At 40.4% G+C, this 24,204-nt stretch carries 19 protein-coding genes, 1 tRNA gene and 1 pseudogene; 8 read left to right on the top strand and 13 right to left on the bottom strand.

The window, feature by feature from the left end; translation table 11 throughout:
• Positions 1-76: 76 nt before the first annotated feature.
• Entirely contained in the window at positions 77-544 is a 468-nt protein-coding gene (locus tag KO525_RS16525; protein WP_215964949.1) for a hypothetical protein, read from the bottom strand.
• Positions 545-724: 180 nt separating this feature from the next.
• Positions 725-1,975, bottom strand: a complete 1,251-nt coding sequence (locus KO525_RS16530; protein WP_215964950.1) for a cytochrome C — start codon at positions 1,973-1,975, stop codon at positions 725-727.
• A gap of 734 nt (positions 1,976-2,709) precedes the next feature.
• On the opposite strand from KO525_RS16530, the gene KO525_RS16535 reads away from it, so the two are divergent.
• Positions 2,710-3,018, top strand: a complete 309-nt coding sequence (locus tag KO525_RS16535) for a hypothetical protein (RefSeq protein WP_215964951.1) — start codon at positions 2,710-2,712, stop codon at positions 3,016-3,018.
• A 352-nt stretch (positions 3,019-3,370) separates the two neighbouring features.
• Here the strand turns inward: KO525_RS16535 and KO525_RS16540 are convergent.
• From KO525_RS16540 to KO525_RS16550, 3 genes and pseudogenes are all read right to left on the bottom strand, one after another.
• A pseudogene (locus KO525_RS16540) lies at positions 3,371-3,547 on the bottom strand (transposase); the annotation flags it as partial.
• A 315-nt stretch (positions 3,548-3,862) separates the two neighbouring features.
• Positions 3,863-3,939: transfer RNA gene (locus tag KO525_RS16545), tRNA-Ile, on the bottom strand.
• A 97-nt stretch (positions 3,940-4,036) separates the two neighbouring features.
• Positions 4,037-6,826, bottom strand: coding sequence for a choice-of-anchor B family protein (locus tag KO525_RS16550; RefSeq protein WP_215964952.1), 2,790 nt, complete (start codon positions 6,824-6,826; stop codon positions 4,037-4,039).
• A gap of 377 nt (positions 6,827-7,203) precedes the next feature.
• On the opposite strand from KO525_RS16550, the gene KO525_RS16555 reads away from it, so the two are divergent.
• A complete protein-coding gene (locus KO525_RS16555; protein WP_215964953.1) occupies positions 7,204-8,850 on the top strand; it encodes a DUF342 domain-containing protein in 1,647 nt (548 codons plus the stop codon).
• Between the two features lie 12 nt (positions 8,851-8,862).
• On the opposite strand, the gene KO525_RS16560 is transcribed toward KO525_RS16555, so the two are convergent.
• The 5 genes from KO525_RS16560 to KO525_RS16580 form a co-directional block, all read right to left on the bottom strand.
• Positions 8,863-9,738, bottom strand: coding sequence for a hypothetical protein (locus tag KO525_RS16560; RefSeq protein ID WP_215964954.1), 876 nt, complete (start codon positions 9,736-9,738; stop codon positions 8,863-8,865).
• A 234-nt stretch (positions 9,739-9,972) separates the two neighbouring features.
• Entirely contained in the window at positions 9,973-11,433 is a 1,461-nt protein-coding gene (gene cysG, locus KO525_RS16565; protein ID WP_215964988.1) for a siroheme synthase CysG, read from the bottom strand.
• Positions 11,433-12,206 carry a phosphoadenylyl-sulfate reductase gene (locus tag KO525_RS16570; protein ID WP_215964955.1) on the bottom strand — a complete coding sequence of 258 codons (774 nt, stop codon included), beginning with the start codon at positions 12,204-12,206 and terminating at the stop codon, positions 11,433-11,435. The genes cysG and KO525_RS16570 overlap by 1 nt, the downstream gene beginning before the upstream one ends.
• A 38-nt stretch (positions 12,207-12,244) precedes the next feature.
• The gene (cysI, locus tag KO525_RS16575) at positions 12,245-13,972 is read right to left on the bottom strand and encodes an assimilatory sulfite reductase (NADPH) hemoprotein subunit (RefSeq protein ID WP_368668267.1); all 1,728 of its coding nucleotides are present in this window, start codon (positions 13,970-13,972) and stop codon (positions 12,245-12,247) included.
• Between the two features lie 33 nt (positions 13,973-14,005).
• A complete protein-coding gene (locus KO525_RS16580) occupies positions 14,006-15,835 on the bottom strand; it encodes an assimilatory sulfite reductase (NADPH) flavoprotein subunit (protein WP_215964956.1) in 1,830 nt (609 codons plus the stop codon).
• A gap of 243 nt (positions 15,836-16,078) precedes the next feature.
• On the opposite strand from KO525_RS16580, the gene KO525_RS16585 reads away from it, so the two are divergent.
• Positions 16,079-16,981, top strand: coding sequence for a diacylglycerol kinase family protein (locus KO525_RS16585; RefSeq protein WP_215964957.1), 903 nt, complete (start codon positions 16,079-16,081; stop codon positions 16,979-16,981).
• 141 nt (positions 16,982-17,122) lie between these two features.
• On the opposite strand, the gene KO525_RS16590 is transcribed toward KO525_RS16585, so the two are convergent.
• Both KO525_RS16590 and KO525_RS16595 read right to left on the bottom strand, forming a co-directional pair.
• A complete protein-coding gene (locus tag KO525_RS16590; RefSeq protein WP_215964958.1) occupies positions 17,123-17,878 on the bottom strand; it encodes a YdiY family protein in 756 nt (251 codons plus the stop codon).
• 148 nt (positions 17,879-18,026) lie between these two features.
• Positions 18,027-18,815: a YdiY family protein gene (locus KO525_RS16595; protein WP_215964959.1), complete on the bottom strand. Its 789-nt coding sequence runs from the start codon at positions 18,813-18,815 to the stop codon at positions 18,027-18,029.
• 216 nt (positions 18,816-19,031) lie between these two features.
• On the opposite strand from KO525_RS16595, the gene KO525_RS16600 reads away from it, so the two are divergent.
• On the top strand, positions 19,032-20,213 hold the full coding sequence (locus tag KO525_RS16600; RefSeq protein WP_215964960.1) for an NAD(P)/FAD-dependent oxidoreductase: 1,182 nt from the start codon (positions 19,032-19,034) through the stop codon (positions 20,211-20,213).
• The gene (locus KO525_RS16605) at positions 20,213-21,406 is read left to right on the top strand and encodes an NAD(P)/FAD-dependent oxidoreductase (RefSeq protein WP_215964961.1); all 1,194 of its coding nucleotides are present in this window, start codon (positions 20,213-20,215) and stop codon (positions 21,404-21,406) included. The genes KO525_RS16600 and KO525_RS16605 overlap by 1 nt, the downstream gene beginning before the upstream one ends.
• A gap of 63 nt (positions 21,407-21,469) precedes the next feature.
• Here the strand turns inward: KO525_RS16605 and KO525_RS16610 are convergent, their stop codons facing one another.
• Entirely contained in the window at positions 21,470-22,150 is a 681-nt protein-coding gene (locus KO525_RS16610) for a hypothetical protein (RefSeq protein WP_215964962.1), read from the bottom strand.
• Positions 22,151-22,288: 138 nt separating this feature from the next.
• On the opposite strand from KO525_RS16610, the gene KO525_RS16615 reads away from it, so the two are divergent.
• From KO525_RS16615 to KO525_RS16625, 3 genes are all read left to right on the top strand, one after another.
• Entirely contained in the window at positions 22,289-22,540 is a 252-nt protein-coding gene (locus KO525_RS16615; protein WP_215964963.1) for a helix-turn-helix domain-containing protein, read from the top strand.
• Between the two features lie 151 nt (positions 22,541-22,691).
• The gene (locus tag KO525_RS16620) at positions 22,692-22,979 is read left to right on the top strand and encodes a type II toxin-antitoxin system HigB family toxin (protein WP_215964964.1); all 288 of its coding nucleotides are present in this window, start codon (positions 22,692-22,694) and stop codon (positions 22,977-22,979) included.
• Between the two features lie 9 nt (positions 22,980-22,988).
• A complete protein-coding gene (locus KO525_RS16625) occupies positions 22,989-24,182 on the top strand; it encodes a transcriptional regulator (RefSeq protein ID WP_215964965.1) in 1,194 nt (397 codons plus the stop codon).
• Positions 24,183-24,204: the final 22 nt, after the last annotated feature.

Raw genomic sequence — 24,204 nt, forward strand, 5'->3', positions numbered from 1 at the left:
ATTTGTGGGGATCCTACAGACACTGACCCCATTGGTCCCTGTTGGTCCGACTCAGTTGATTCAAAAATTATGATATTTACTTAAGTTTAAAGCTATTTACGTTTTCCATTAGGACTTGTTTGTCTGCAGCCCAGTCCTTTTCGTTTCCTGTCGCAGTAACTAAATAGACATAATTGCCTTTTTTAAAAGCCTTGGCATACCAATGAAGACTAAGGCCTTGCATCATCCCTGTGTATTCAAATGAGATTGAATTTGCGCTTTCTTCAAAGGAAACAATAGAGATACCCATTTGTTTAAATTGGCCTATCGAAAGTTCTTTATATTGAGTCAAGGTGCCAGGGTAAGGTTGAATTTGAACATTTACGTTTGACGCAAAACCATTTTTGGCAGGGAGAAACATTTGAAGGGGTTGCGACATTCCCGTTGTAGGACTTGTATCCAAGCTATTGATTGTAAAACCGGCTTTTGGAAACTCTAAGACTTCAGCATTAGCAATTGAAAAGACAAGGCTCGTTGCAAGTAAAACAGCTTTATTAATACGCATAAACGTCAAATCCCTTTTTGTGTAAATCCCCCTGCAAAGGGGATTAATAATTTATAGATTGAATTGGTGTTAAACAGCAAAGTATGTAGCGGCTAGAGACTTTACTATTTTTTCATCTTACCTGAATAATGCAGACTCTGTAATTGTTCTGGGACAAAAAATTGCCCTTAATTAGTTACTCTAATCTTGCGTTATCTTGACCCTTATAATTTTGTTAGTGCTACTTTGATGTATAAGCAAGTCGCCACTTTGAGTTGCGCGCATGTGCCTAATAATCCCAGCATAAATCTCCCCAGAGGGAATAGCCCAACTTTGGAACATTTCTGTTGTCGGGTCAAATCTCACTAACGCATCGGGGCGTTTTCCTGATTCGTTGTACCATACTATGCCATCAACAACCGCGATTGCGTATGGATGTGATTGTTCGCCACTGGGAGAGGGCCACTCTTTTATTGCGCTGGTGTCTGGACTATAGCGTCCGAGGCGACCTAATGCTGAATTCACGAACCAAATGTTACCGGCATTGTCGATATCTAAACGGCGTACTTTTGAAGCGGCATCCGGCAGTTTAATTTCTTTTAATTGCATCGTAGATGGGTTTACTTTCACTAAACAATTGCTGCCATTACAGGCCACCCAGGGATTGCCGTCGGCGTCGATTTTAATGCCATAGGGGCGCGAATGCTCCGTCGGCATGGTAACTAACTTAATATCTCCGGTGTTAGGGTCTAATCGACCAATCATATTACTATGCTGTGCTGTAAACCAAAGGATGCCGTTACTGTCAAAGGTTGCCGTATGCGGATCTTTGGCGTTTTTGTCTGGCATTTTAAAAACAGTAATTTCACCCGATTTTGGATCAAGTTTTCCAATCGAGCCATTTTTATTTCCGGTATACCAAATATTTCCGTCTTTATCTGGGGTAACTGAGTGAGGCATCGCATTCGGTGGCAACGAATACTCCTTCATTTCTCCGGTATCTGAGTCGATGCGGCCAATTAAGTTCGCACGTTGCCCGGCCCACCATATGGAACCATCTGGGGCTTCAACCGGATCGCGAGCACGTTGTCCTAACGTTGGTGTGTGCCATTGCTCAAAGAAAATTTGCACATCGCCTGAAACAAGATCTGGAGAACGATGATTATTCGGAGGGTAAGCTTTTGCCAAGTAACTAAAAATTAACTGTTCTGTTTCAGGTTGTTCAGATAAATCTATCATAGTGCGGGTTAGCGATTGCCACTGTTGATAAGTATATCCAGAGCTACGAGTGATTAAATTGCGGCGATGGCAAGAAGTACATAAACGTTCTACTAACTTTTGCCCTTTGGCGTAAGCGTGCTCGTTGTCTTTGTTATTTACATTTGTAGCCGCAGCGTGACTACTGGCAAAAACCGACAACAGGAATGAAAGGCTAAATATCACTTTGCGCATGACTAATCTCCCAAAATTAAATACCAATAGTTCGATTTCAAACGACTGGCGCAAGTGTTATTTGTATCATGATTTCTTTTTTGGGGGTAGAAACATTCAAACTCGTCATCCCAAATACACAGAAAAAAACGTCATCCCCTTAGCTTGTAATATGAGTCAGCCTAAGCGATATTAGGGATCTCCAACCGAGTGAAGAGGAAGTTCATAATTCACCTTCAATTGCCTCAAAAGTTCAGAACAAAAAACGTCATCCCCTTAGCTTGTAATATGAGTCAGCCACAGCGATATTAGGGATCTCCAACCGAGTGCAGAGGAATGTCATAGTTCGCTTTAATTGGCTCGAATTATCAGGTTAACAACTGTCATGCAATATCAACAGAAAACCCGTCATCCCAAAAGAGCCTCAGCGATATTAGGGATCTCCAACCAAGTGCAGAGGAAGTTATTGAATCAACCATTTACTAATCATAAAAGCGGTTCAGCGACACTGAGCCTGTTGGTCCGCTTTCAAAATGGAATTTTATTATGACTCTTACAAATTTAAATAAATGAATTAGTGAGGCAATTTAGCTTACCTACTAAATATTATAGAAAGTACTTGGCTAGTAATGCCCTAATTAATTTGATACTAATGTTAAAATAATCAAAAACGAGAGCACTATCGGTCTAAGAGTGACCCAATCCTCAGGATTGAATTGTTAGAGTATCCCCTTATATTTATGAAGGAAAAGCTAATGAAATCAATGTCTAATGTCCTAGTATTTACACTTTTTTGTCTTAGTTGTAATTCAATCGCTGAAGAAAGTATACCTGATACCGAACCAACAAAATGCTACCAAATGGCATTTGGTAGCAAAGTTAATAGAGGGTTGGGCTTTACTGCTGGTCAAGCTGCAGAACTATGCAGTGGTGCAACTGATGCTAAAAGGGTTATTCTCTGTGCTGTTAAAGCATGGTCTCATCCAGATAATGATGGGCTTGGTTTGACAGCAGGTCTAACTGTAACGCTATGTAAAGACGGCACAAGAAGTAACATACATTAAAAATAATGCATCAGGATAGCCGATATTGTGTGGCTACTCAATGTGTTGATCGCGTCTACATTATATTTGATTTGCTTTTTATGTTATTGATATTGTTATTTTAATCTGCTCTTTCTCAAAGTGTTATTAATGCAGGTCAAGAAATATCGTTGTTTACTAGCAGAACAGCATTTGCTGGCACCTGAGCCATTCTTCGGGTCTAACGCATACCTGCCCAGCAACTAATTAGACAAAAACGATCTGCTAGGCGTGGTTTACCGGACGATTACCTTTTTATGGGTTTGTAGATAAGCTAAAATTTGACATGAAAATATTAGTTTATTGTTTGATTGCATCCATTGGCATTCCTTACCTTAGGTGCTTTGCCCTGTCGCTCTTCTTTTAACTGTTTAACCCATTTACCAATCGTTGAATAACCCACATTCATGGCTTTGGCTGCTTCTTCATGCCTATAACCATGATCGAGTACCAATTGTGCCGTTTCTAATCTAAATTCTGGACTGAAATTTTTACGGGACTTCTTAGCCATTATCTTCACCTAATACTGCTATGATTCAATCATAACATCCTCTAATTAGGTGGCCAAAATCACTATGCCACTACAATTCTTTGTCAGTAGCTTTGGCTTGTTTAATTTTTGTATCGGTTAATGGAGTAATGTTTTTTGCCATGATGTACCAATGGATTTAGTTGAAATAGCTGTTGGTACATTCGATGGTACATGAATGTTAGGATCTTACAAAATCACCTAGGACTTAGTAAAACCATAGAATGCGGGATGTAGGGCTGTTTTATTGAATTTTAGGTATAAAAAAGGCGTTTTGAACGTCTAGGGAAGAGAAAATGGTGCCCCCTCCCTGACTTGAACAGGGGACCTGCCGATTATGAGTCGGATGCTCTAACCAACTGAGCTAAGGGGGCATACCATATGTTTTTGGGAATATAAGAATCCCAGAAAACGGCAGGGAGTATAAGCAAAGTCGAATTGCTTGTCACTCCCTGATTTAGGTTTGTTTAATTATTTGCTCATAGTTTGAACAATTTTACCGATCTTTTTAATATCTGCGCGCCTTCTTAGGAAGATTAGGGCGGTGGTTAAAAACAATGTTAAGTAATTAAACGAAAATCCACCCTTGTCTTGCTTTTTTGCTTCGGTTTTTTCGACGGTAAACGAGGTTGTTGCCGATTCGCCAAATGGGTCGGTTACCATAAGTGTGAGTGGGTAAACGCCTGCGACTGATGTTGTAAATTTCGCATTTAAGGTGTTAGCCGTGCTTAGTGTTGCATTGCTGTTGTTGGCAGTCAGCGTCCATTGGTACGTTAAATTCGTTTGATCGTCGCTAACCGTGACTAAGTCTCCTAGCGGCAGTGATTCGATGGTTTCGCCGATATAATTATTGCTTGTGACGGTTGGCGCGGCATTTGAGTCATCGTCCAATATAGTAATTGTGAACGCGTTCGTACCTACTATTCGGTAATTATCACCCACATCGAATGCTAAAGTTACTGTCTCTGTGCTTTCTTGCTGATCGTCATTGATAATATCGACGGTGATTGTTTTGTCAGAATTGTCGTCAGCAGCCCACGTTAACATTGTATCGTGTAATACAAAGTCGGAGTTGTTTGTGGCTTGGCTGTCGCCTGTTTGAACAACCGACACTCCGACATTTAGACCGCTCACATACGACGGAAGTCGACTAACTGGGATAAAAATTTGGGTTTTGTCGCTTGTTTGGTTTTCAATCAGTTCGGCACTTGCAGCACCAAATTTAACGCCGCTAACTTCATTATTACCGTCAATTATGATCCAGGCGTTACCCGGGTTTTGCAATGTTGCGCCGCCTTGAGGGTTAAACAATTCGACCGAAAATTGCTCGGTGAATTCTAAGGTGTCAGTGTCGGAATTGATTGGGATAGAAATAGTTTTATCAGAGTTATCTCCGTCGGCCCAAGTTAGCTTGCCTGTTTGTGCAACAAAATCGTCGCCGGTGGCGGAGCCCCAAAGAGTTTGGTATTCAACGCTAATCTCGCCTGTGCTATCTAGCAGTCGTTGAACATGGATTATGGCTGTTTGGCCTTCTGCGTAGTTTTGCTTCATTTGACTAAATGAAATCTGGCCCGCTACAACGTTTTTGGTCTTGTCCTTAACGACGTACAAGCCTGAATTGATATCACTGATCAAAATCAGACCGCTTGGTAAAAATGGGTAAACGCCCCAGGCACCATTAAACTGGTCGTCATCTGAAAATGGAAAAGTATCAAAGTAACCTATTTCGACAGGCTTAACTGGGTCGGTTATGTCCAAAATGGTCATGCCGCGTTCATAGTTAGACATATAGTAACGATTACCCCGAACAAAACCATTGTGGTCAATGGCTTTCGTTGGGCCGTTCCAACGGCCTTTGGATAACGGTGCCGTGAGATCAGAAACATCAAATATCATCACTGCGGTATTGTTATTAAATTGCTGTTCGTCTAGCTCGTCGTGAACGTAAATATACTTTTTGTCTTCGGTCCACCAACCTGAATGGGTATAAGCGGCGTTGTTGTATATGCCCTGTCCTAATTCGGTTAAGTCTGTTTTATCGGTTTGGTCCCAAAGGCGCATTTCGTTTTCGTTAAAGTCGACAAAAATATCACATTCGGTTGGGGTTGTTTGGTCTGTGGTTAAGCGCTGACAGTCGTTTGCCACGCGATCATCCGTGACCACAAAAGACGTACCATCGTGGGTGTAATCGTCTCGTGTTGCATCCACTGGTGTATAAACAGCAGTTGGGGCTTTAGGATTGATGAGGTCGTAGCTGCGGTGAGCCCCACCATAACGACTCGATCCCATAGAGTGCAACAAAGGTTGTCGGTGGTTAATCGCTACGCCTGTACCATAGTTGACGTTGCTGATGTAGATATTATGTAAACTTGCGTCTTCATTGGCATGACCAACAGAATGGATGCTATTGGGTAAGTCGTTTAGGTCAATAATTGTGACGCTATCCGCCGCACCGTCGGTAGAGACATAAGCATATGCTTGCCACATGCCCTGTTCGAAATCGAAATACTGATAAACTTTAATGTCGCGCCAGATCGCCGTTAATCCGGTGACGTGGCCAACAACTTGCGGATTACTTGGATCTTCGAGTGATACCACCGAAGCACCGTTACGTAAGCCTATTATAGCGTATTCAATATCTGTATTTAGGTCGACGTGTCCCCAAATGTCATTGGCTGCAGATGGTGAATTTGCAAAGCTGCTAAGTGGCACGTGTGAAACGAGATCAACATTATTACACGGGAAGCTTCCCGCATTGCCGTTGACACAGCTTATGTCGCTTTGGGATTGTTTGATTGCATCAAATTGCCCAAGCTTTTGTTGAAATGCTGCCGACGCCGCCAAGCTCTTTGATTTTTTATCGACGATGAGAATAAAGCCACGTTCGCTAAGCTGCTTATTATAAGTTGCCGGGACACCACTGATGTATGTTGGGTTCTGTTGAGGATTAGCGGTTTTATAATGGTCAGCTTTAGAATAGCCGCCGTAACTTGGTACAAGTTCGGAGGTGAGATAAAATAGCTCGTCGACACTCTTGGCTTGGTATTCGCCACCGGCAACTAAAATTTTATCCCCTTTGTTTGCTTTTTTAGCGGCGTAACCAATTGATTGGCAAGGCTGGGCGGGTTGTTCGCATGAACCTTGGTCTTTGCCGTCGACGGCAACATAACGAGCCTTGTCATGCTCTGCATGAGATAAAGCATCATCCGAGTACATTAGCGTGAGAAGAAAAATAATGGCGCAAATATGGCGATTAAACATATCAAATTCCTGTTTGGGTTACGTTCCACAGTCATGGTTATACTCTATTAAATTATAGACTGGGTTTTAAATCGAGTTTGAAATAAGGCTATAAATAAAACATTGCGAGTATCAAACAACCAAATACTTTTGGCGTGATACATTAAGTGTGCAGGACATTTGCTTTGCAGTAAACTCGTCTGTGAGGTAATTTGTCGATGAGCGACCCGAACGGTTTAATGATTTTTTAAAACGTGCCGATAACTTTACATGTTTTATGTTGTCTTACAGGTCGTAAACTTCGTGGTTTAAATGGGGCCGCTTCAATTGATATCGACAGATGTTTTAATCGCAAGTGTAATGTCACTTTTGTTCATATAGGTTAATTAGGTAGTACTTTGGAAGATTTTAATTTCGAGCAGGAAGACACCAATATCAATTTGATTGTTGCTTGCAATGCAGAAACGCCTCCTTTAACTGAAGCCTTGCTTATTTCAGCATTTGAACGCAGCCAATATTACGAAGCCAGCTTATCTCACGAATTACTACCATCCATTGTTGAACTTGGAAATGAGTTTATAATTTCAGTAAAAGAAGAACTTGAGCCTGAAGGGGACTTTGTTCATCAAATTGCTGCGATTAGAGACGGTAAATTATCAATCTTTTTATCTGCAAATAAAATGACCGCTAAAGCCACAATTGAAATGGCCTGGGGCGGTAAAAACATTGATATAAACGATATCAAAGCGGAATGTAAAAAACTCGGTATTGTATTTGGTGTTAAAAAGTCTTTGGTTGATAGATTGTTGCATCAAACTATTGAAGCTGAGCCAGGCGACCTAATCGAAGGGACAATTGCTTTAGGACTTGAGCCTAAACACGGTAAAAATGCGTATTTCAAACCTTTAGTGGAATTGTTGACTGAAAAGATCAGACGGCCCATGGAAATTGAAGGCGGCAAGGTCGACCTAAAAGATTTAGGCGACATTGAAACGGTTAAGCCGGGTGAAAAAATATTCCAAAAATTCCCAGCAACTGGCGGTACGCCGGGCAAAAATTTACTTGGTGAAGTCTTAATTCCAACAGCGGGGAAAGACGCCGAACTCGAAGTTTCAAGTGGCACGACAATAGATAAGAAAGACACTAATATCCTGTTGGCCAAACGCGAAGGTTTAGCGCGTTTAATCGAAAATCGAATGGAAGTCGACGACGTTTATACGCTAGCCGAATTAACGCCTAAACATGGTCATATTAAATTTAACGGCTCAGTGATGATCGCTGGCGATGTTTCACCTGAAATGCGTATTGTGGCAACCGGCGATGTCATTATCGGTGGCTTTGTAGAGCAAGCATCCATTCGTTGTCGTGGTGAAATAACCATCATCTCTGGTGCGTCTGGTAAGCCTTTAGACGAACCTTATGACGGACGAATGAGTAATTGTTTATTGGAGTCTGGCTACCGAATTAACGTAGCCTTTGCAAATCAAATAGACATTATTGCCAAGCGTGATGTGCATGTTCATAAACAGCTCTCGCATTGTAATGTAACCGCCGCGTCGTTACGAGTTGGTCGAGGTAAATTTGGCGACGGCAAGCTTGTCGGTGGAAAGATTAAGTTAAGTAAGGGCTTGTTGGTTGGAAAACTTGGTTCGCCATCAGACACGGCAACGTCGGTATCGCTAAACCGCAGCTTTGTTTTGTTTAAACAAAAAGAGCTCGATATCTGGACTAAAGTTGAGCCATTGTCAGACGAGTTAGATGCGTTAAAAAATAGGTTACAGTCGTTTCTTACCGACCAGCAGCGGGCAGAGATTAAAGAGCAGATCCTTAACCAACAATACAAAATAGTCAAATTAAACAATGCGCGTAAACGGATCACTAAGAAGCGCAAAGAATACATGAGCCAAGTGGCAGTGGAGATAACTAATACGTTACATGCCGCGGTGACATTTGAAATAGGCGATAAGACCATTATTAACGACCGTGAACGTGGCCCTTCAATTGTGACGTTAGACGAGTATCAAATTGAAATAAAACCGAGGTAGCGTCAGTTAACTTTAAAATCGGTGTTTGCCGTTAAGTTCAAACACGGGTAACCATGGAATGCCGTCATGATCTTCGCTTAGTAAGTTAAGCAAACCAATGCCAATGTCGATAGACGACTGTTTTGAAAACCAATGTTCCCTTGAACCACTTATTTGAAAATATAGTTCTCCAAACTCTAAATCATCAAAGTCATAGTTTTCATCATCTCGGAAACGGCTGAGGGAGGCCGTCACCTTATAACTTGTAGTGCTCGAGGCTAAATAAGTCACTTTGTTAGACCAGGATAAATAATCCCTAAAAAAGACGATTCTACTATTGATGTCCCAACCCGTTGAGCCTTGAATATCGGTATATCTTGCTTGGAATGTTGGCATGTAAAACTGATCGACATCGTTTCTGTCATAGCCAAAAGAATGAGAACTTTCATTGTTATATATGCCAACAAACCCGGCACCTAGCTGCCATTGGTTATTAAGTGCTTTGTTTAAAACAAAGTCTGAAAGCACAGAGAAGTTACGGGCTTCGTTAAGACTCAAAAAATTTGGCAGATAAGTAATGTCATATTCTAGGTTAAGGCCGTTATCAAAATAATATTGGCCACTTAAACTAGGTGCTAATCCAAACAGTAAATTTATGTCGTATTGCACCCAGCTTTTTTGTTCTAAATGAGACTCAATATGGCTTGGTAAATTGCCACTTAACCCTTCAAAGTAATAGCGATATGTCCCGCCAAATACCGGAAATTCAGAGAAATCAGTACTAAAAAGTTCAAAGGTATCGACATTGATAAGTCCAAAATTAATTTCATGTTGGTATCGTTCTTCGGCCGACGAAGAAAAAGCGAAAATAATGCTGGCAAGGAAAAATAATAATTTGATGCTATTCAATTTTTAATATCCATATAGCTACGAAATACGAGTTTTAAAGGCGTTAATTAAAAAGCGGCGCCAATTATGGCAACATTAATACCATTTCATGCAACGCCATTCCAGCTATGATTGTACATGACCGCGCAACGATACAAAGACGTTAGGTTTGTTTTAAAGACGTTTGCAAACATTTAACGTGCATTAACATCATCAAATAAAAGCAGTAAATAAAGCTTGAGACTGGCGGCCGAACTACAATTTTGGTTCAGATAAATAAAACGATGAGTCGAGATTGGCCGCATGTAGCGTTTGATGTAGGTCGACAACTTCACCAACTATGATAAGTGCAGGCGAACCAATTTTATGTTCGTCAGCTAAGGTGTCTAGCTGCGCTAGTGTGCCCGTAACGACTCTTTGGTTAGGACGAGTACCGTTTTCAATAATCGCCACTGGTGTGGAAGCGGCACGGCCATGTTTGAGTAAATTGTCTTTAACGTTGCTGCTGCGAATGATGCCCATATAAATAACTAACGTTTGATTCGACGCTGCCAATGCTGTCCAGTTTGGTTGATTGGCTTTGCCCGGCGCTTTATCACCTTCGGTTTTTTGCTCGGCACTTTTAAAATGACCCGTAATAAACTGCACAGACTGGGAGTAATCTCGGTGTGTTAACGGAATGCCTGTAGAGGCTGAACATGCTGACGCTGCGGTAATGCCTGGGATAACGTTAAATGGGATATTATTCGTTACTAGGAGTTGAGCCTCTTCGCCGCCTCTGCCAAAAATATACGGGTCGCCGCCTTTTAGCCTGCATACAACCTTTCCTTCTTTTGCCAAGTCGACAAGTAGTTGATTGATTTTTTCCTGTGGTAACGTATGTTTACCGGCCTTTTTGCCTACGGATATCATGTCGGCATCTTTACGGCATAGGCGCAAAATGTCATCGGCTATTAGGTAGTCATAAACGATAACGTCGGCCAATTGCATAACTTGTAAGGCTTTTATGGTCAATAAATCTGGGTCGCCTGGACCACCGCCGACTAAAAAGACTTGGCCGTCACTGTTGGCTGATTTTGTTCCTGACGCCGCAGCACTTAATTCGTTTTGCATTTCTTTAGTGGCTAAATCCCATTGCTCGCCTGCGGCATATTGTGATGCTTTACCGCGGAACACACGTTCCCAAAAATGGCGACGAGATTTAAAATCGTTGATTTGCTGTTTTGCTTGCGCTCGAAATTCGCCGGCGAGCTTGGCAAATTGGCCAGTCCAGCGAGGTATGATCTTTTCGAGTTTTTCTTTTAATAATCGGCCTAAAACCGGTGCTTTGCCGTTGGTAGAGATGGCAATAACAAGCGGTGAGCGGTCGATGATAGATGGAAACGTAAAACCACAGAGATCTGGTTGGTCGACAACATTGACCCAAATGTTCGCAGCGTCACAATCATCTTTAACACGTTTGTTTAATGTTAAATGGTCTGTAGCCGCGATAACCAGTTGTTTTTGTTCAACGTCTGTTGATTGATATTCTTTAAAGACTCGATTGAGCTTTGAGTCCGCTATTTCTTCTAAAGCGTGATGAAATTCAGGTGAGACAACAGTTACCTGTGCCCCAGCCTGCAATAACGACTGTACTTTACGCAACGCAACATCACCGCCACCGACAACCAGTACGGCTTTGTTTTCTAAATTAAAAAATAGCGGTAAGCTTTGCACTAAATGCCGCTGCCGTCGCTTACTTCGTGTAAACCACATTCGCGTGTAAGACCAAAGAAACGCGTTTCTTCTTCGGTCATGCCAGCTTCGAGTTTTTGTGTTGTTTGCATATCACCTACCGAGACATAACCTTCTTCCCAAAGAGGGTGATAAGGTAAGTCGTGTTTTTGTAAGTACTGATATATATCACGATTTGTCCATTCCAGTATAGGGTGAAGTTTTACTACCGGCTGACTTTCACCACGGATGAAACTGTACTCTGCGACTGGTTTTTCCGCACGACTTTGTGATTGCCCCTGACGGATACCACTGAACCATGTATTTACATTTAGTTCTTGCAGCGCACGACGCATCGGCTCAACTTTATTCATTTGGTTGTATTGCTTGATACCGCTGGCACCTTTTTCCCACAATTTACCAAATCGAGCTTCCTGCCATGCAGGTGAAAGGTCAGACCGATAAATCTGTAGGTTAAGGTTTAAACGTTCTGCAAGTTGATCGATAAACTGATACGTTTCAGGAAATAAATAACCTGTATCGGTCAATACAACTGGAATATCTGGCATCTGTTGGGTTACTAAGTGCAGCATAACCGCAGATTGGATCCCAAAGCTAGACGACAACATCGCTTGTTGTGGCAAATTCTCTAAGGCCCACTCAACACGTTTTTCAGCATTTAAAGATGACAGATCGCGATTAATTTGCGCAAGATCTGTAATCAATTCAGAACCTTGTCCTGAATTTTTTTCATTGATAGCTGTAGCACTAGTCATAATTTTTTCCCAATGGGGCTCAAAGGAGCCCAAATTTGTTAGGCGTGAAAGTCTGTTTTAGATACTTTCACTTCAGCGACGATTCCTTTACGGATAACAAAGTCACCAAAACATTCGCCGTCATTACGTTCTTTTGCCCACGACCCAATGAGTTCGTCAAAAGCAGGCAAGTAAACGTCTTCTGAAACATTTTCTAAATACAATTTAGGAACACGAGTTCCTTCACGGTTACCACCTAAATACACATTGTATTTACCTGGTCCTTTACCAACTAAACCGATTTCTGCTAATAAAGCGCGTCCACAACCGTTTGGACAACCAACAACACGCATGATGATGTCGTCTTCTGCAATGTCGTGCTTGGCTAATATCGCCTCAGTTTTTTCTATTAAACTTGGTAAATAACGCTCAGCTTCCGCCATGGCTAATGGACACGTTGGCATTGCTACGCAGGCCATAGAATTTTTGCGCTGTTCAGTATCGTTGTCGTCAATAAGTCCATGTTCGCGAGCAATTTTCTCGATAATGGCTTTTTGATCAGCTGGGACACCGGCAATAATTAAGTTTTGATTTGCTGTCATGCGGAAATCACCTTGGTGAATTTCAGCAATTTTGCGACAACCTGTTTTAAGGGTTTTTTCTGGGTAATCTAAAATACGACCACTTTGGATAAATAGCGTTAAATGGTGTTTGCCATCAATGCCCTCTACCCAACCGATACGATCACCACGATGAGTGAATTCGTAAGGGCGGCTTGCTTCAAACTTAATGCCAGCACGTTTTTCAACTTCAGCTTTAAATGCGTCTGCACCAAAGTTATCTAATGTATATTTCGTTTTGGCATTTTTACGATTAGCTCGGTTACCCCAGTCACGTTGAACGCCTACGACATGTTCTGCAATTAACAAAGTATGCTCAGCCGGAATATACCCAAAGTCATCTGCTTTACGCGGATAGGTGTTTACGTCGCCGTGAGTCATTGCTAAACCGCCGCCTACAAGCACGTTAAAACCAATTAACTTGCCGTCTTCTGCAATCGCAACAAAGTTTAAGTCATTCGCGTGAATATCCACTTCGTTGTTTGGTGGGATAGTCACTGTGGTTTTAAACTTACGTGGTAAGTAAGTTGACCCTAAAATTGGTTCTTCTGTAGTTGCTTGTTTTTCGCCATCTAACCAAATTTCAGCGTACGCTTTCGTTTTTGGTAACAAATGCTCTGAAATTTTAGTCGCCCAATCATAGGCTTCTTGATGTAACTCAGATTCAACAGGATTAGTTGTGCACAACACGTTACGGTTAACGTCGCCAGCCGTTGCTATCGAGTCGATACCAACACTGTCTAACATTTGGTGCATGCCTCTGATATGCGGCTTTAATACCCCATGAAACTGAAACGTTTGACGTGTGGTTAAGCGAATGCTGCCATACATGGTTTTGTCATCTGCAAATTTGTCGATGGCTAACCATTGCGCTGGTTGAATAATACCGCCAGGCATACGGGCACGAAGCATTACGTTATGTAACGGTTCTAATTTTTGTTTAGAACGTTCTGCACGAATATCGCGGTCGTCTTGCTGATACATACCGTGGAAGCGGATCAACTGGAAGTTGTCTGCAGTGAATCCACCAGTGAGTTGGTCAGTAAGATCGGCTTCAATTGTGCCGCGTAAAAAATTACTCTGTGTCTTTAAGCGCTCGTTATCAGCAAACTTTGCATTGGCATCGTGCTTGCTGTTTGGCTTAATGTCATTGTTTTCTAAATCTATGCTCACGTTAATTCCTAAAATTCTGTTCGACTATTAATACACGTCTTTTTGATAACGATGGGTGCTACGCAACTCTTTAAGGTATAGCTCTGCTTGTTCGTCATCTTTACCGCCATGAGTTTTAACAATATCAAGGAGGGTTTGATGTACGTCTTTTGCCATACGGTTTGCGTCACCACAAATATAAAAATGCGCGCCTTTTTCTAACCATGCAAATACGTCTTTGCCTTGCTCGCGTAATCTGTCTTGAACATAGATTTTTTCGGCTTGGTCACGGCTAAACGCTAGGTCGACTTTAGATAATAGGCCAGATTTAACGTAGCCTTGGATTTCAACTTGATACAAGAAGTCTTGGGTAAAGTTAGGGTTGCCAAAGAACAACCAGTTTTCACCTTCGGCGTCACGTGCATCACGTTCTTGTAAAAATGCTCTAAATGGCGCAATACCCGTACCTGGACCAACCATGATCACTGGAGTATTGTCGTCACTTGGTAAGCGGAAATTGTTGTTGTGCTCGATAAAGACTTTTATCGATGCACCTTCTTCAGCACGACGTGCTAAATAACCAGAACAACCGCCTAAATGTTCGCTGTCAAACGCGTCGAATTCGACAAGTCCAACCGTTAAATGAACTTCATCTTCAACTTCAGCTTGGCTTGACGCGATTGAGTATAAACGTGCTTGTAACTTACGGGCACAATCAACTAACGTTTGAGCGTCTAATTTAGCTGGGTTTTGAGCGACAACATCAAATATTTGACGTGCTTCGATGTATTCACGCAATGCGGCTTTATCTTCAACAAGTTTTAGTAGCTCTGCATTATTTGTTACATGGGCATACTTGTCGACAAATCCTGGGTAAGATTGCGTTAATTCTAACTTTTCAATTAGTGCTTGGCGCACAGTGAGTGATTCTTCGCCTAACTTAACTTGCTCTTCGCCTGTTAATTCAACTTGAGTTAACAGTGCATCTACAAGCGTCTCGTCGTTTAAGAAGAACATGCCTAGTGCGTCACCAGGCTGATACGTTAATCCTGACTCTTCAAGCGAGATTTCAACGTGGCGAACATCTTTTGTAGAGTCACGCCCGGTAATTTTTTGCGAAACCGATAATTCAGCGGCAAATGGGTTTTGTTTTGTGTACTGGCTCGCTTGAGGTGCAGGCGCACCAAATCCAGCCATTGGTATCACTTGTGCGCTACCTTGTGAGCTTGCTTTGAGTTCAGGTTCAAATGCGTCCACGGCACCAGTAATCCAGGCTGGTACTTGGTCTTCATAATCAACGTCTAACTCGGCACGAGTAACAACCGTTTCAGCACCTAATGCTTTAAAGCGTTCTTCAAAGTCGATGGCTGTTTTGCAGAAAAATTCATAGCTTGAATCGCCTAAGCCGATAACCGCGACTTTCACGCCAGCTAATTTAGGCGCTTTTTTAGACGCTAAGAATTCGTGCAATGCTTCTGCGTCTTCAGGTGGTTCACCTTCACCGTAGGTAGAAACAGCAATCGCGATATATTTTTCTTTTTTAAGTTGGTTAGGCTTGTAGTCAGCCATGTTTACCAATTTAACTGCTAAACCACGAGATTCAGCTTGTTCTTTCAATTGATTAGCAACACCTTTAGCGTTACCTGTTTGCGAACCATATAAAATAGTTAGCACTGAGGCTTCGTTGGTTTGCGTAGCAACGCCCGCAGGTTGTGCCGCTGGCATAGCTGCATTGGCCGTAGCTGCTAAATAGCCGCTTACCCATGCCTGTTGGATTGGGTTTAAAGCGCTGACCAAAGTTTGCAGGTCTGCCACTTGCTGCGCCGACAATGGCGACGAAGCTTGATTCAATTGTTGTACAAGTTGTGTTGGACTCATAACGATCTCGGATTTATGGATTACAGAGGGGGATTGTAGAAAAGGATCACTACTACGATAAAGTATCAATAGTATACTGTTTATTACTTTTTGATATAAAGGTCCGCAAGTGGCTGTTTTTACTGGATGTGGTCAGACTAGGTGATGATATTACTTTTTACTATGACATAGATCTTTTTTTGTTTAACCTGATAGGCTGTAACAAAAGTGCCAACTGACGGCCTAAAGTACCCGAGAGAATGAATGACAGCAAGAAAATATTTGGTGGTTTTTAATCCCTTACCAAATCGTCGTCGAACGCGCCGGTTAAATAAACTTGTAGCGAAGCTTGGTCAAATGCAGTTTGACTATACGCTTTATCCAACGGCGCCAACCGTTAGTGCCAATAAAATATTTTTTGCTAAGCACCACACCGAATACACCGATGTTATTGTTGTGGGGGGTGACGGTACATTTAACTTAATGATTAATGTACTGATTGATTACAACTTTAATGTGGCGTTAATGCCAGCCGGTACGGGGAATGACTTTGCCCGAGCCTGGTACGGGAAAAACCGAAATAATCTCGATTACCTTTTGAACGTCGTCACCGGCGAGGAAAACAAAACCATCCACCTTGGCTATTGTGAATTTCTAGGCTCTAAAACAGCGGAGTTGGTGTATTACCATAATGTATTAGGTATTGGTTTTGACGCCGCTATCGCCAAGGCGTTAAGACACAACAAAGGGACAGTTCCGAGTTTAAGTTATCTTATCGCGGCTTTGTGGTATATCCCGCTTTACCGGGAACCCGAATGTACCATTTCGTATGACAATAAAACGGAAACCTATTTTAACTTTATGACGGCCTTTGCTAACAGTCGCTTTTTTGGAAGCGGTTTACCAATCGCGCCTAAGGCCAACCCCGAGGACAATAGTGTGCAAATGGTCAAGTTGGCAAAACAAGACTTATGGACCAAGTTAGCTTTATTAGTAAAGTTGCTGTTTGCAAAACACTCTGGGTCGGATCATGTTGAAATTAAGTCGATGTCACAACCTCTTGTGGTTGAAACAACAGGCTTAGATATTGAAGCAGACGGAGAGTATCTAGGGCAAAGCCCCTGTAAAATTGGTGTTTCAAAACAAGGGCTACGTTTAAAGCAGTAATACCATAGGTATTACGCTAGCGGCACACTATAAAAACAAAGTGATGTTCATTAAAAGACGGGCACAAAAAAGGGCGCAAAAGCACCCTTATTTCGTATTGGTTGATATCTAATATTTAGTTGGCCAAAAACCAACGATATATTAGAAGTTTACAACAACAGTAACACTTGTTTCAGTGTCTGTTTTTTCAAAGCCTTCAGCAACATTGGTATTTGAAATTGTTTTAAAGCCAAATTTCATTTGCATAGAAGAACTGAAAGATGCAGAAACACCCGTTTCAGTAATTGTTTGAGTATTGTCTAAACCAGGAGCGTGCTCAATACTTACGTTTTGAACAAACTTAGTCATGTCGTTAATTTTCCACTCTAGAGCGGCAGAACCACGGTATAATTCACTGTCATCGCTGTCGTCAGTACCTTGTACTTTAGCGTCAACAAAACCGGCACCAACATCTAAGTCTAAAAATAGGTTTTCTTTTTCAAGAGCACGGAAGCTATAACCACCAGATACAGTTGCGTATGTAGCATAAGCACCGTATTGAGTGTCAGCATAACTACCTAAAACAAACGCTGAAGATTTACCGCTAACTTTGTAGCTACCTTTTGCAGAAGCATTCCAACGGTCGTCAGTTTCCTGAGTCATTTTGTTGCCGTCAGAATCTTTGATTTCAGCTTCTTTTTTCAACATGTCGAAAGTATATTTGTTTGTCCACTTTTCTAGTTGTTGCTTAGCAACAATCTTAGTGAAGAATGAAGATGTATCAGTATTACCAGATGTTAATAGAACACCAAGCTCTGCAGTTATGTCAAAGTTAGATGTTTTTGCTGGCTCAGCAGCAGTTGCAATATTTGAAAACAATGCTGATGCAACAGCGCCAAGTACCAAGTAATTATTCATGTATAAAATTTCCGTGTTAAGTTTTTTGTGGTTACTAATAAAATATAAATTTTGAATTTGTTAATTAAAGTAGAAGACTTTTCGAATATGTCCAATTTATCACGCGATAAAATCGAATAAATTACATATTCATGACAAATGGGTCTTTTTAAATGTTAACAACTAGAGTGACAGACGTTTGAGTATCTAAATTTTTTAGATTAGTGGCCACTTCACTGTTATGAATCGCTCGAAAACCTACTTTCATCTGCATTGAGTCACTAATTTTAGTGACGATTGATGTTTCTGAGATGCTTCTGTTATTAAAGCCAGCTGTTTGCACACTTACATTTTGAACAAATTTAGCGCTTTTAGATATTACCCAAGAATAGGCCGCTGAAGCGCGTACAACAGGACCTTCTTCAACAGCCCCGTCAGCTTTCAATACGCCTCTTGCGTATCCAGGACCTAAGTTTAGATCTAGAAACATGTTTGATTTGTTGATGCCGCGGAAAGCATAACCCGCAACTATCATCGAGTATTTAGTAAAAGAAGCAAATCGATCGTCGGTGTGTGAAATCAATGCAAAGACACCATTGGTTCGCGTTAGCTCATAGTTTCCTTGAGCATCAAATGAATACTTTTCAGCAGTAGTCGTTAGTACTTCTCTATTTTTTTCTGAATCAAACTTTTCGTCTTGTTTTAATAAGGCATTTAAATCGTACTTGAACCGCCATTTTAATATCTCGTGTGAAGCGGTTATTTTACTTAAAAACGACGTTGAATTTGTATTACCAGATGTGAGGAGGACACCAAGTTCGGCCGACATATCCCATTCTTTATCTTTGAACATAGGTTCAAGTTTATAGTTGCCAGGTGATGCGAGCATCATCATGCGAGCTTCGGCTCCAATTGGCAAAAAAACTAAAATAAAAAATAAAAAGACTCTATAGGTCACGAACTTTCCTACGCAAATATTAAATTGTTAACAAGCCGCGTATTGTATACTAATTAATCACCACTTTTCGAGAGCAAATCGAGTATTAACACTAAATATTTTTAATAATGGGCTATTTATTTTTGTTATTGAACGAAATTTCGGCGGAATAAGGAATTCAGTTGTTTTAATGATCTGCTTATTGGAAAATGCGCCTTTAAAATTTTGGAGTAAGTTATGGCAGGTCAGCAGTTTGACGTAATCGTTATCGGAGCGGGTGCAGCCGGATTGATGTGTGCAGCACAAGCGGGTTATCGGGGACGTCGTGTATTATTGCTTGATCACGCAAAGCAAGCCGGGAAAAAGATATTAATTTCTGGCGGCGGCCGCTGTAATTTTACTAATATGGATGTCGAGCCTAGCAACTATTTATGCAGCAATGAGCACTTTGTTAAATCGGCGTTGTCTCGTTATACCCAGTGGGACTTTTTAAGTCTGATTGCCAAATATGAGATTGCTTACCACGAACGCGACTTTGGTCAGCTTTTTTGTGACGACAGTGCCAAAGATATCGTGCGACTATTAATGGGCGAATGCAACGAAGCCGGCGTTAAAGTTCAGCTTAGATCCGAAATTACAAACGTAACAAAAACCAACTCAGGTTTTGAGGTGCAAACATCTGGCCTTAACTATCAATGTGAGTCTGTTGTTATCGCAACAGGCGGGCTGTCTATGCCTAAATTGGGTGCTACACCATTTGGTTATAAAGTGGCTGAGCAGTTTGGGTTAACGGTATTGCCAACACGCGCTGGCCTTGTGCCATTTACCCTGCATGACCATGACAAAGCGATTTATGCTGATTTATCTGGCGTATCGCTCCCGATTCGAGTGGAATCAAAAGACGGCACTTCGTTCCCCGCCGACATGTTATTTACCCACCGAGGTTTGTCTGGTCCATCGATTTTACAAATCTCCAATTATTGGTTACCAGGCGAAGCGGTTTCAATCGATTTGCTGCCTCATATCGACTTAAAACAAGAACTGGATAATTTAAAACAACAGTCGTCAAATCAAAGCCTAAAAAATACGTTAGCGCAGTGGTTACCAAAACGGTTTATCGAAGCATTAATCGAGTCAAAACAACTCGTTGACAAGCCAATAAAGCAGCTCCAGCATAAAGACTTAGACAACACCATCGCCACCATTCATCAGTGGCAAGTAAAACCAAACGGCACTGAAGGTTACCGAACCGCCGAAGGAGATGAACATTACAAGTTAAATTGTTTATTATATTTAAATTATTTATTTTCAATTGGTTATGATGACTTTAAGATCAACAGTAAAGATAGCACTCTAAGGCATAGTTTGTTGATCGATTCGGCCCCTCAAAATCTGCAAAACTATAAAGAGGCAGCATAATGACTAATTGTGAGTCTGTTGACGTTATTGTAATTGGTGCTGGAGCGGCAGGTTTATTTGCTGCAAATACCGCAGGAAAAAATAATAGAAAAGTAAAAGTACTAGATCATGCCAAAAAGCCAGGGAAAAAGATTCTCATATCTGGTGGCGGTAGATGTAATTTTACTAATTATTATATAGAGCCAGAAAAGTACTTATGTAAAAACCCTCATTTCTGTAAGTCAGCTCTTAGTCAGTATACTCAATGGGAGTTTATTGGTTTAGTTGATGACTACAATATTCCTTATCATGAAAAAACACTTGGGCAATTATTTTGTGATGATTCGGCAAAAGATATTGTAAACATGCTCATGAATGAATGTGAGAAAAGTAATGTTAGTTTTAGTTTTCAAACTGAAATTACTAAGGTCGAAAAATGTGAAGATGGGCAATTCTATGTTTACACAAACAAGCAAAGCTATAAGTGTGAATCTCTAATAGTAGCTACCGGTGGTCTTTCAATGCCAAAGCTTGGTGCTACTCCTTTTGCTTACAAATTAGCTGAACAATTTGGCTTAACTGTACTTCCAACAAGAGCAGGCTTAGTACCTTTTACACTCGATCCTGTCTTGAAAGAGCTACTGTCTGAAGTTTCAGGGGTATCAACCGATGTAACTGTCACTACAAACAATATGTCATTTGCTGAGGATATGTTAATTACTCATCGAGGACTCTCTGGACCGGCTATTCTTCAAATATCATCTTATTGGCATCCAGGCGATCAAGTAGAAGTAAATTTGTTACCTAATAAAGATATTGAACAGCTTATTACTGCGGCCTTGATTGAACAACCAAATATTTCAATTAAGAATTACCTTTCAACTCTATTTGCTAAAAGGTTTGCTGAAAAGCTCATCACTTTGTTTGATATTCCTAATGTACCTATCAAACAGCTGAATCATAAACAAATTCAAGCATTATCTGTAAATATACATGCATGGAAGATAAAACCTTCTGGAACTGAGGGGTATCGAACCGCAGAAGTCACAATTGGGGGGATCGATACTGATCATCTATCTTCTAAAACAATGGAGGTGAAATCAGTTTCAGGTTTATTCTTTATTGGTGAGGCAATTGACGTTACTGGTTGGCTAGGAGGGTACAACTTCCAATGGGCCTGGAGTAGCGGTTGGGTTGCAGGACAGAACGCTTAACTTCTAGCAAGGCCTAATCCTTATAGCTTTAGGCCTGTTTTTTATAATAAATTCACATTAATTTTACGAGTGACTGTTAGATGACAAAGGAGATATTTTCCAACCTTTCATAACTTGATCAATTGACAGTATCTGCACGGTTTTTTCAGTTTCTCCAGCATTCTTTAAATAAGGGGCAACATAATAATTATTTAGATAGTCAGCTGCATATTCATTAAATTCGCACATTCTATCCTTATAGAGTAAAAATTTAATACCTGATGATTCACGCCACTCAAATTTTCCATCATTCTCTTTAAAGCCATTAAAATTGGGTATCTTATCTGATAGTTTAACTGAACCTGTTTTGACACAACTCGAAAATATTCGATAACTAATTTTTCTTCTGTCTTCTATATTTGGTAAGCGTAATATTGCCCATGCGTCAGGGATTAAAAAATTGACTTCACTGTCCTCTATTTGAGAGATAAACTTAAATTTGAAGAGGGCTGTGAGATCGGTTTTCTCATCTACTATTTGTTGAATACCTGTTAAACCGAATTTATTCAATTGGTATTTCAAAAATTTATAGCATTTGGCAATATCAACATTGTTGTCATTAAACTGAGCATTATCTCGATGCAATTGCTCTGCTAAGCCATCTAAAGTGGATTCTCCAATTTTTACATTAAGTAATATACGAAGAGCCCCTGATCCAAGCATATGCTTAAACTCTTTATATACATCTTCAGTATTTTGTTTCATGAACACCTCGGTTGCCTAATATCTAATGACATTATCTATTAATAATTAAATAATATTTGGCATCTAAATCGCACCAAATTGTCATCATACCTTGGTACTGTTTTGTTGCCAAGAGGGTTATGCAATAGAGTTCATGCCATGATTAAGCATATAAACGATTCTCGTTATAAAGCCTTGATAGACTGGCTAAAAGCTGCTCGTAATGAGCAGGGGTTAACTGTGCGTGACCTTGGTAAATTACTGGGTGAGCCTCACCAGTTTGTGGTAAGAATAGAAACCTGTGAAAGAAAACTGAATGTATTTGAATACGTTCAGTATTGCGATGTATTAAATCTGCCTAAAGAGAAAGGCTTAGATATTTTAAGTACTCCTATCCAATCAATTTATTAATAAAATAGTATTTAATAAGAGCAGTTGTACATACTGCTTAATTAGGTATTTCTCATTTAAAAATAAGGTTCCACTAATATATTTTTAAAAAATATTTGAAAGTTCCAATAAATGGATCAATAATGGGGCTGTAATAAAAAGGAACTACAATTTGAAAGTCATTGGTCGAGAGTTAATTACTACGTACATAGCGAATAATTGTGATGCGCAAAAGCCATTGCAATGTTGGTTACGTGAAGTAGAAGAAGCTTCTTGGAAAGATAAGGAAATAATAAAGATCTCTTATCGAGGAATCGACTTTTTGCCTAATAACAAAGTTATATTCCACTTCTTTGCTGGAAGCTTTAAATTACTTGCGTTAATTGTTATTGGAGCCGGTGTCATTATTGTAGAAAAAATAGGGTCCATTGCTGAATCAAGCAAATGGAATCTTAAGTAGGTGAGCAATATGAAAATAAAAATCATTACAAATGAAAAAGAACGAATAGAGGCTCAACAGCACCTATCGATGCTTATTGAAAAAGATCCCATCGCAAATGAAGATTTAATAGGTGTGTTAGGGCTTTTAATTGAAAATTACGAGAAAGAACTTTTTGATATTGGCTTGCCAGATCCCGTTTCTGCTATCGAATATCGTATGGAACAACAAAATTTATCTAGAAAAGACTTAATTCAATATTTAGGTACAAAAAGTAGGGTATCTGAAATATTGAATAAGAAAAAGTCATTAAGTCTATCTATGATTCGTTCATTACATGAAGGATTGGCAATCCCATATGATGTACTCCTGCAAGAACAAGAGCATGAACTAGACAATAGAGATGTCAATTATAATGATTATCCAATCTCAGCAATGTTTAAGCTTGGTTATTTTGGCAAAACCATAGCAAATATAGCAGATGCTAAAGAACGTGCAGAAGAGCTTATTAAGGGGCTTCTCAAGCCTGTAGGTATGAATACCTTTGATAATTGTTCAGCTCACTTAAGAAAAAGTGATGCACATACAACAAATAAAAAAATGGATTCATTGGCTTTAGCAGCTTGGCAAGCAAAGGTTTTAAGCAAAACACTCAATACTAAGCTGCCAAATTGTGATCTAGAACGAATAGATCTTGATTTCATGAAAAGAGTTTTAAAGCTTTCAAGCCTGGAAAAAGGGCCGCTATTAGCTAAAGAGTTGCTTGCAAAAAATGGAATACATTTAGTTTTTGAAAAACATTTGCCCAAAACATATTTAGATGGTGCTGCGATGTGGGGCATCGATGGTAATCCTGTTATTGGTATGACTATCCGCTATGACAGACTAGATAATTTTTGGTTTGTTTTAATGCATGAGTTAGCACACGTATCGCTTCACTTGAAAGAGACAAAAATACCGTTTTTTGATGATCTTGACAGTTCAGAACACGTCAATAATCAGGAAGATGAGGCTGACGAAAAAGCTTTAGCCGCTTCATTATCAAAAAATGACTGGTCAAAATATATTGGCATGCTAGATACACCTAATAGTGTTCTAAGCCTTGCAAATAAGCTCGGAATAAGTCCTGCGATTATTGCAGGTAGGTACAGAAAAGATACCGGAAACTATCGAATATTTAACCGCCTAATTGGCAGTAATCAGGTAAGAGATATGATTTTTTAAAATTTATGGGAAGGTATCACAA

The sequence above is a fragment of the Psychrosphaera sp. B3R10 genome (genome assembly GCF_018861025.1).
Classification (GTDB): Bacteria; Pseudomonadota; Gammaproteobacteria; order Enterobacterales; family Alteromonadaceae; genus Psychrosphaera; species Psychrosphaera algicola.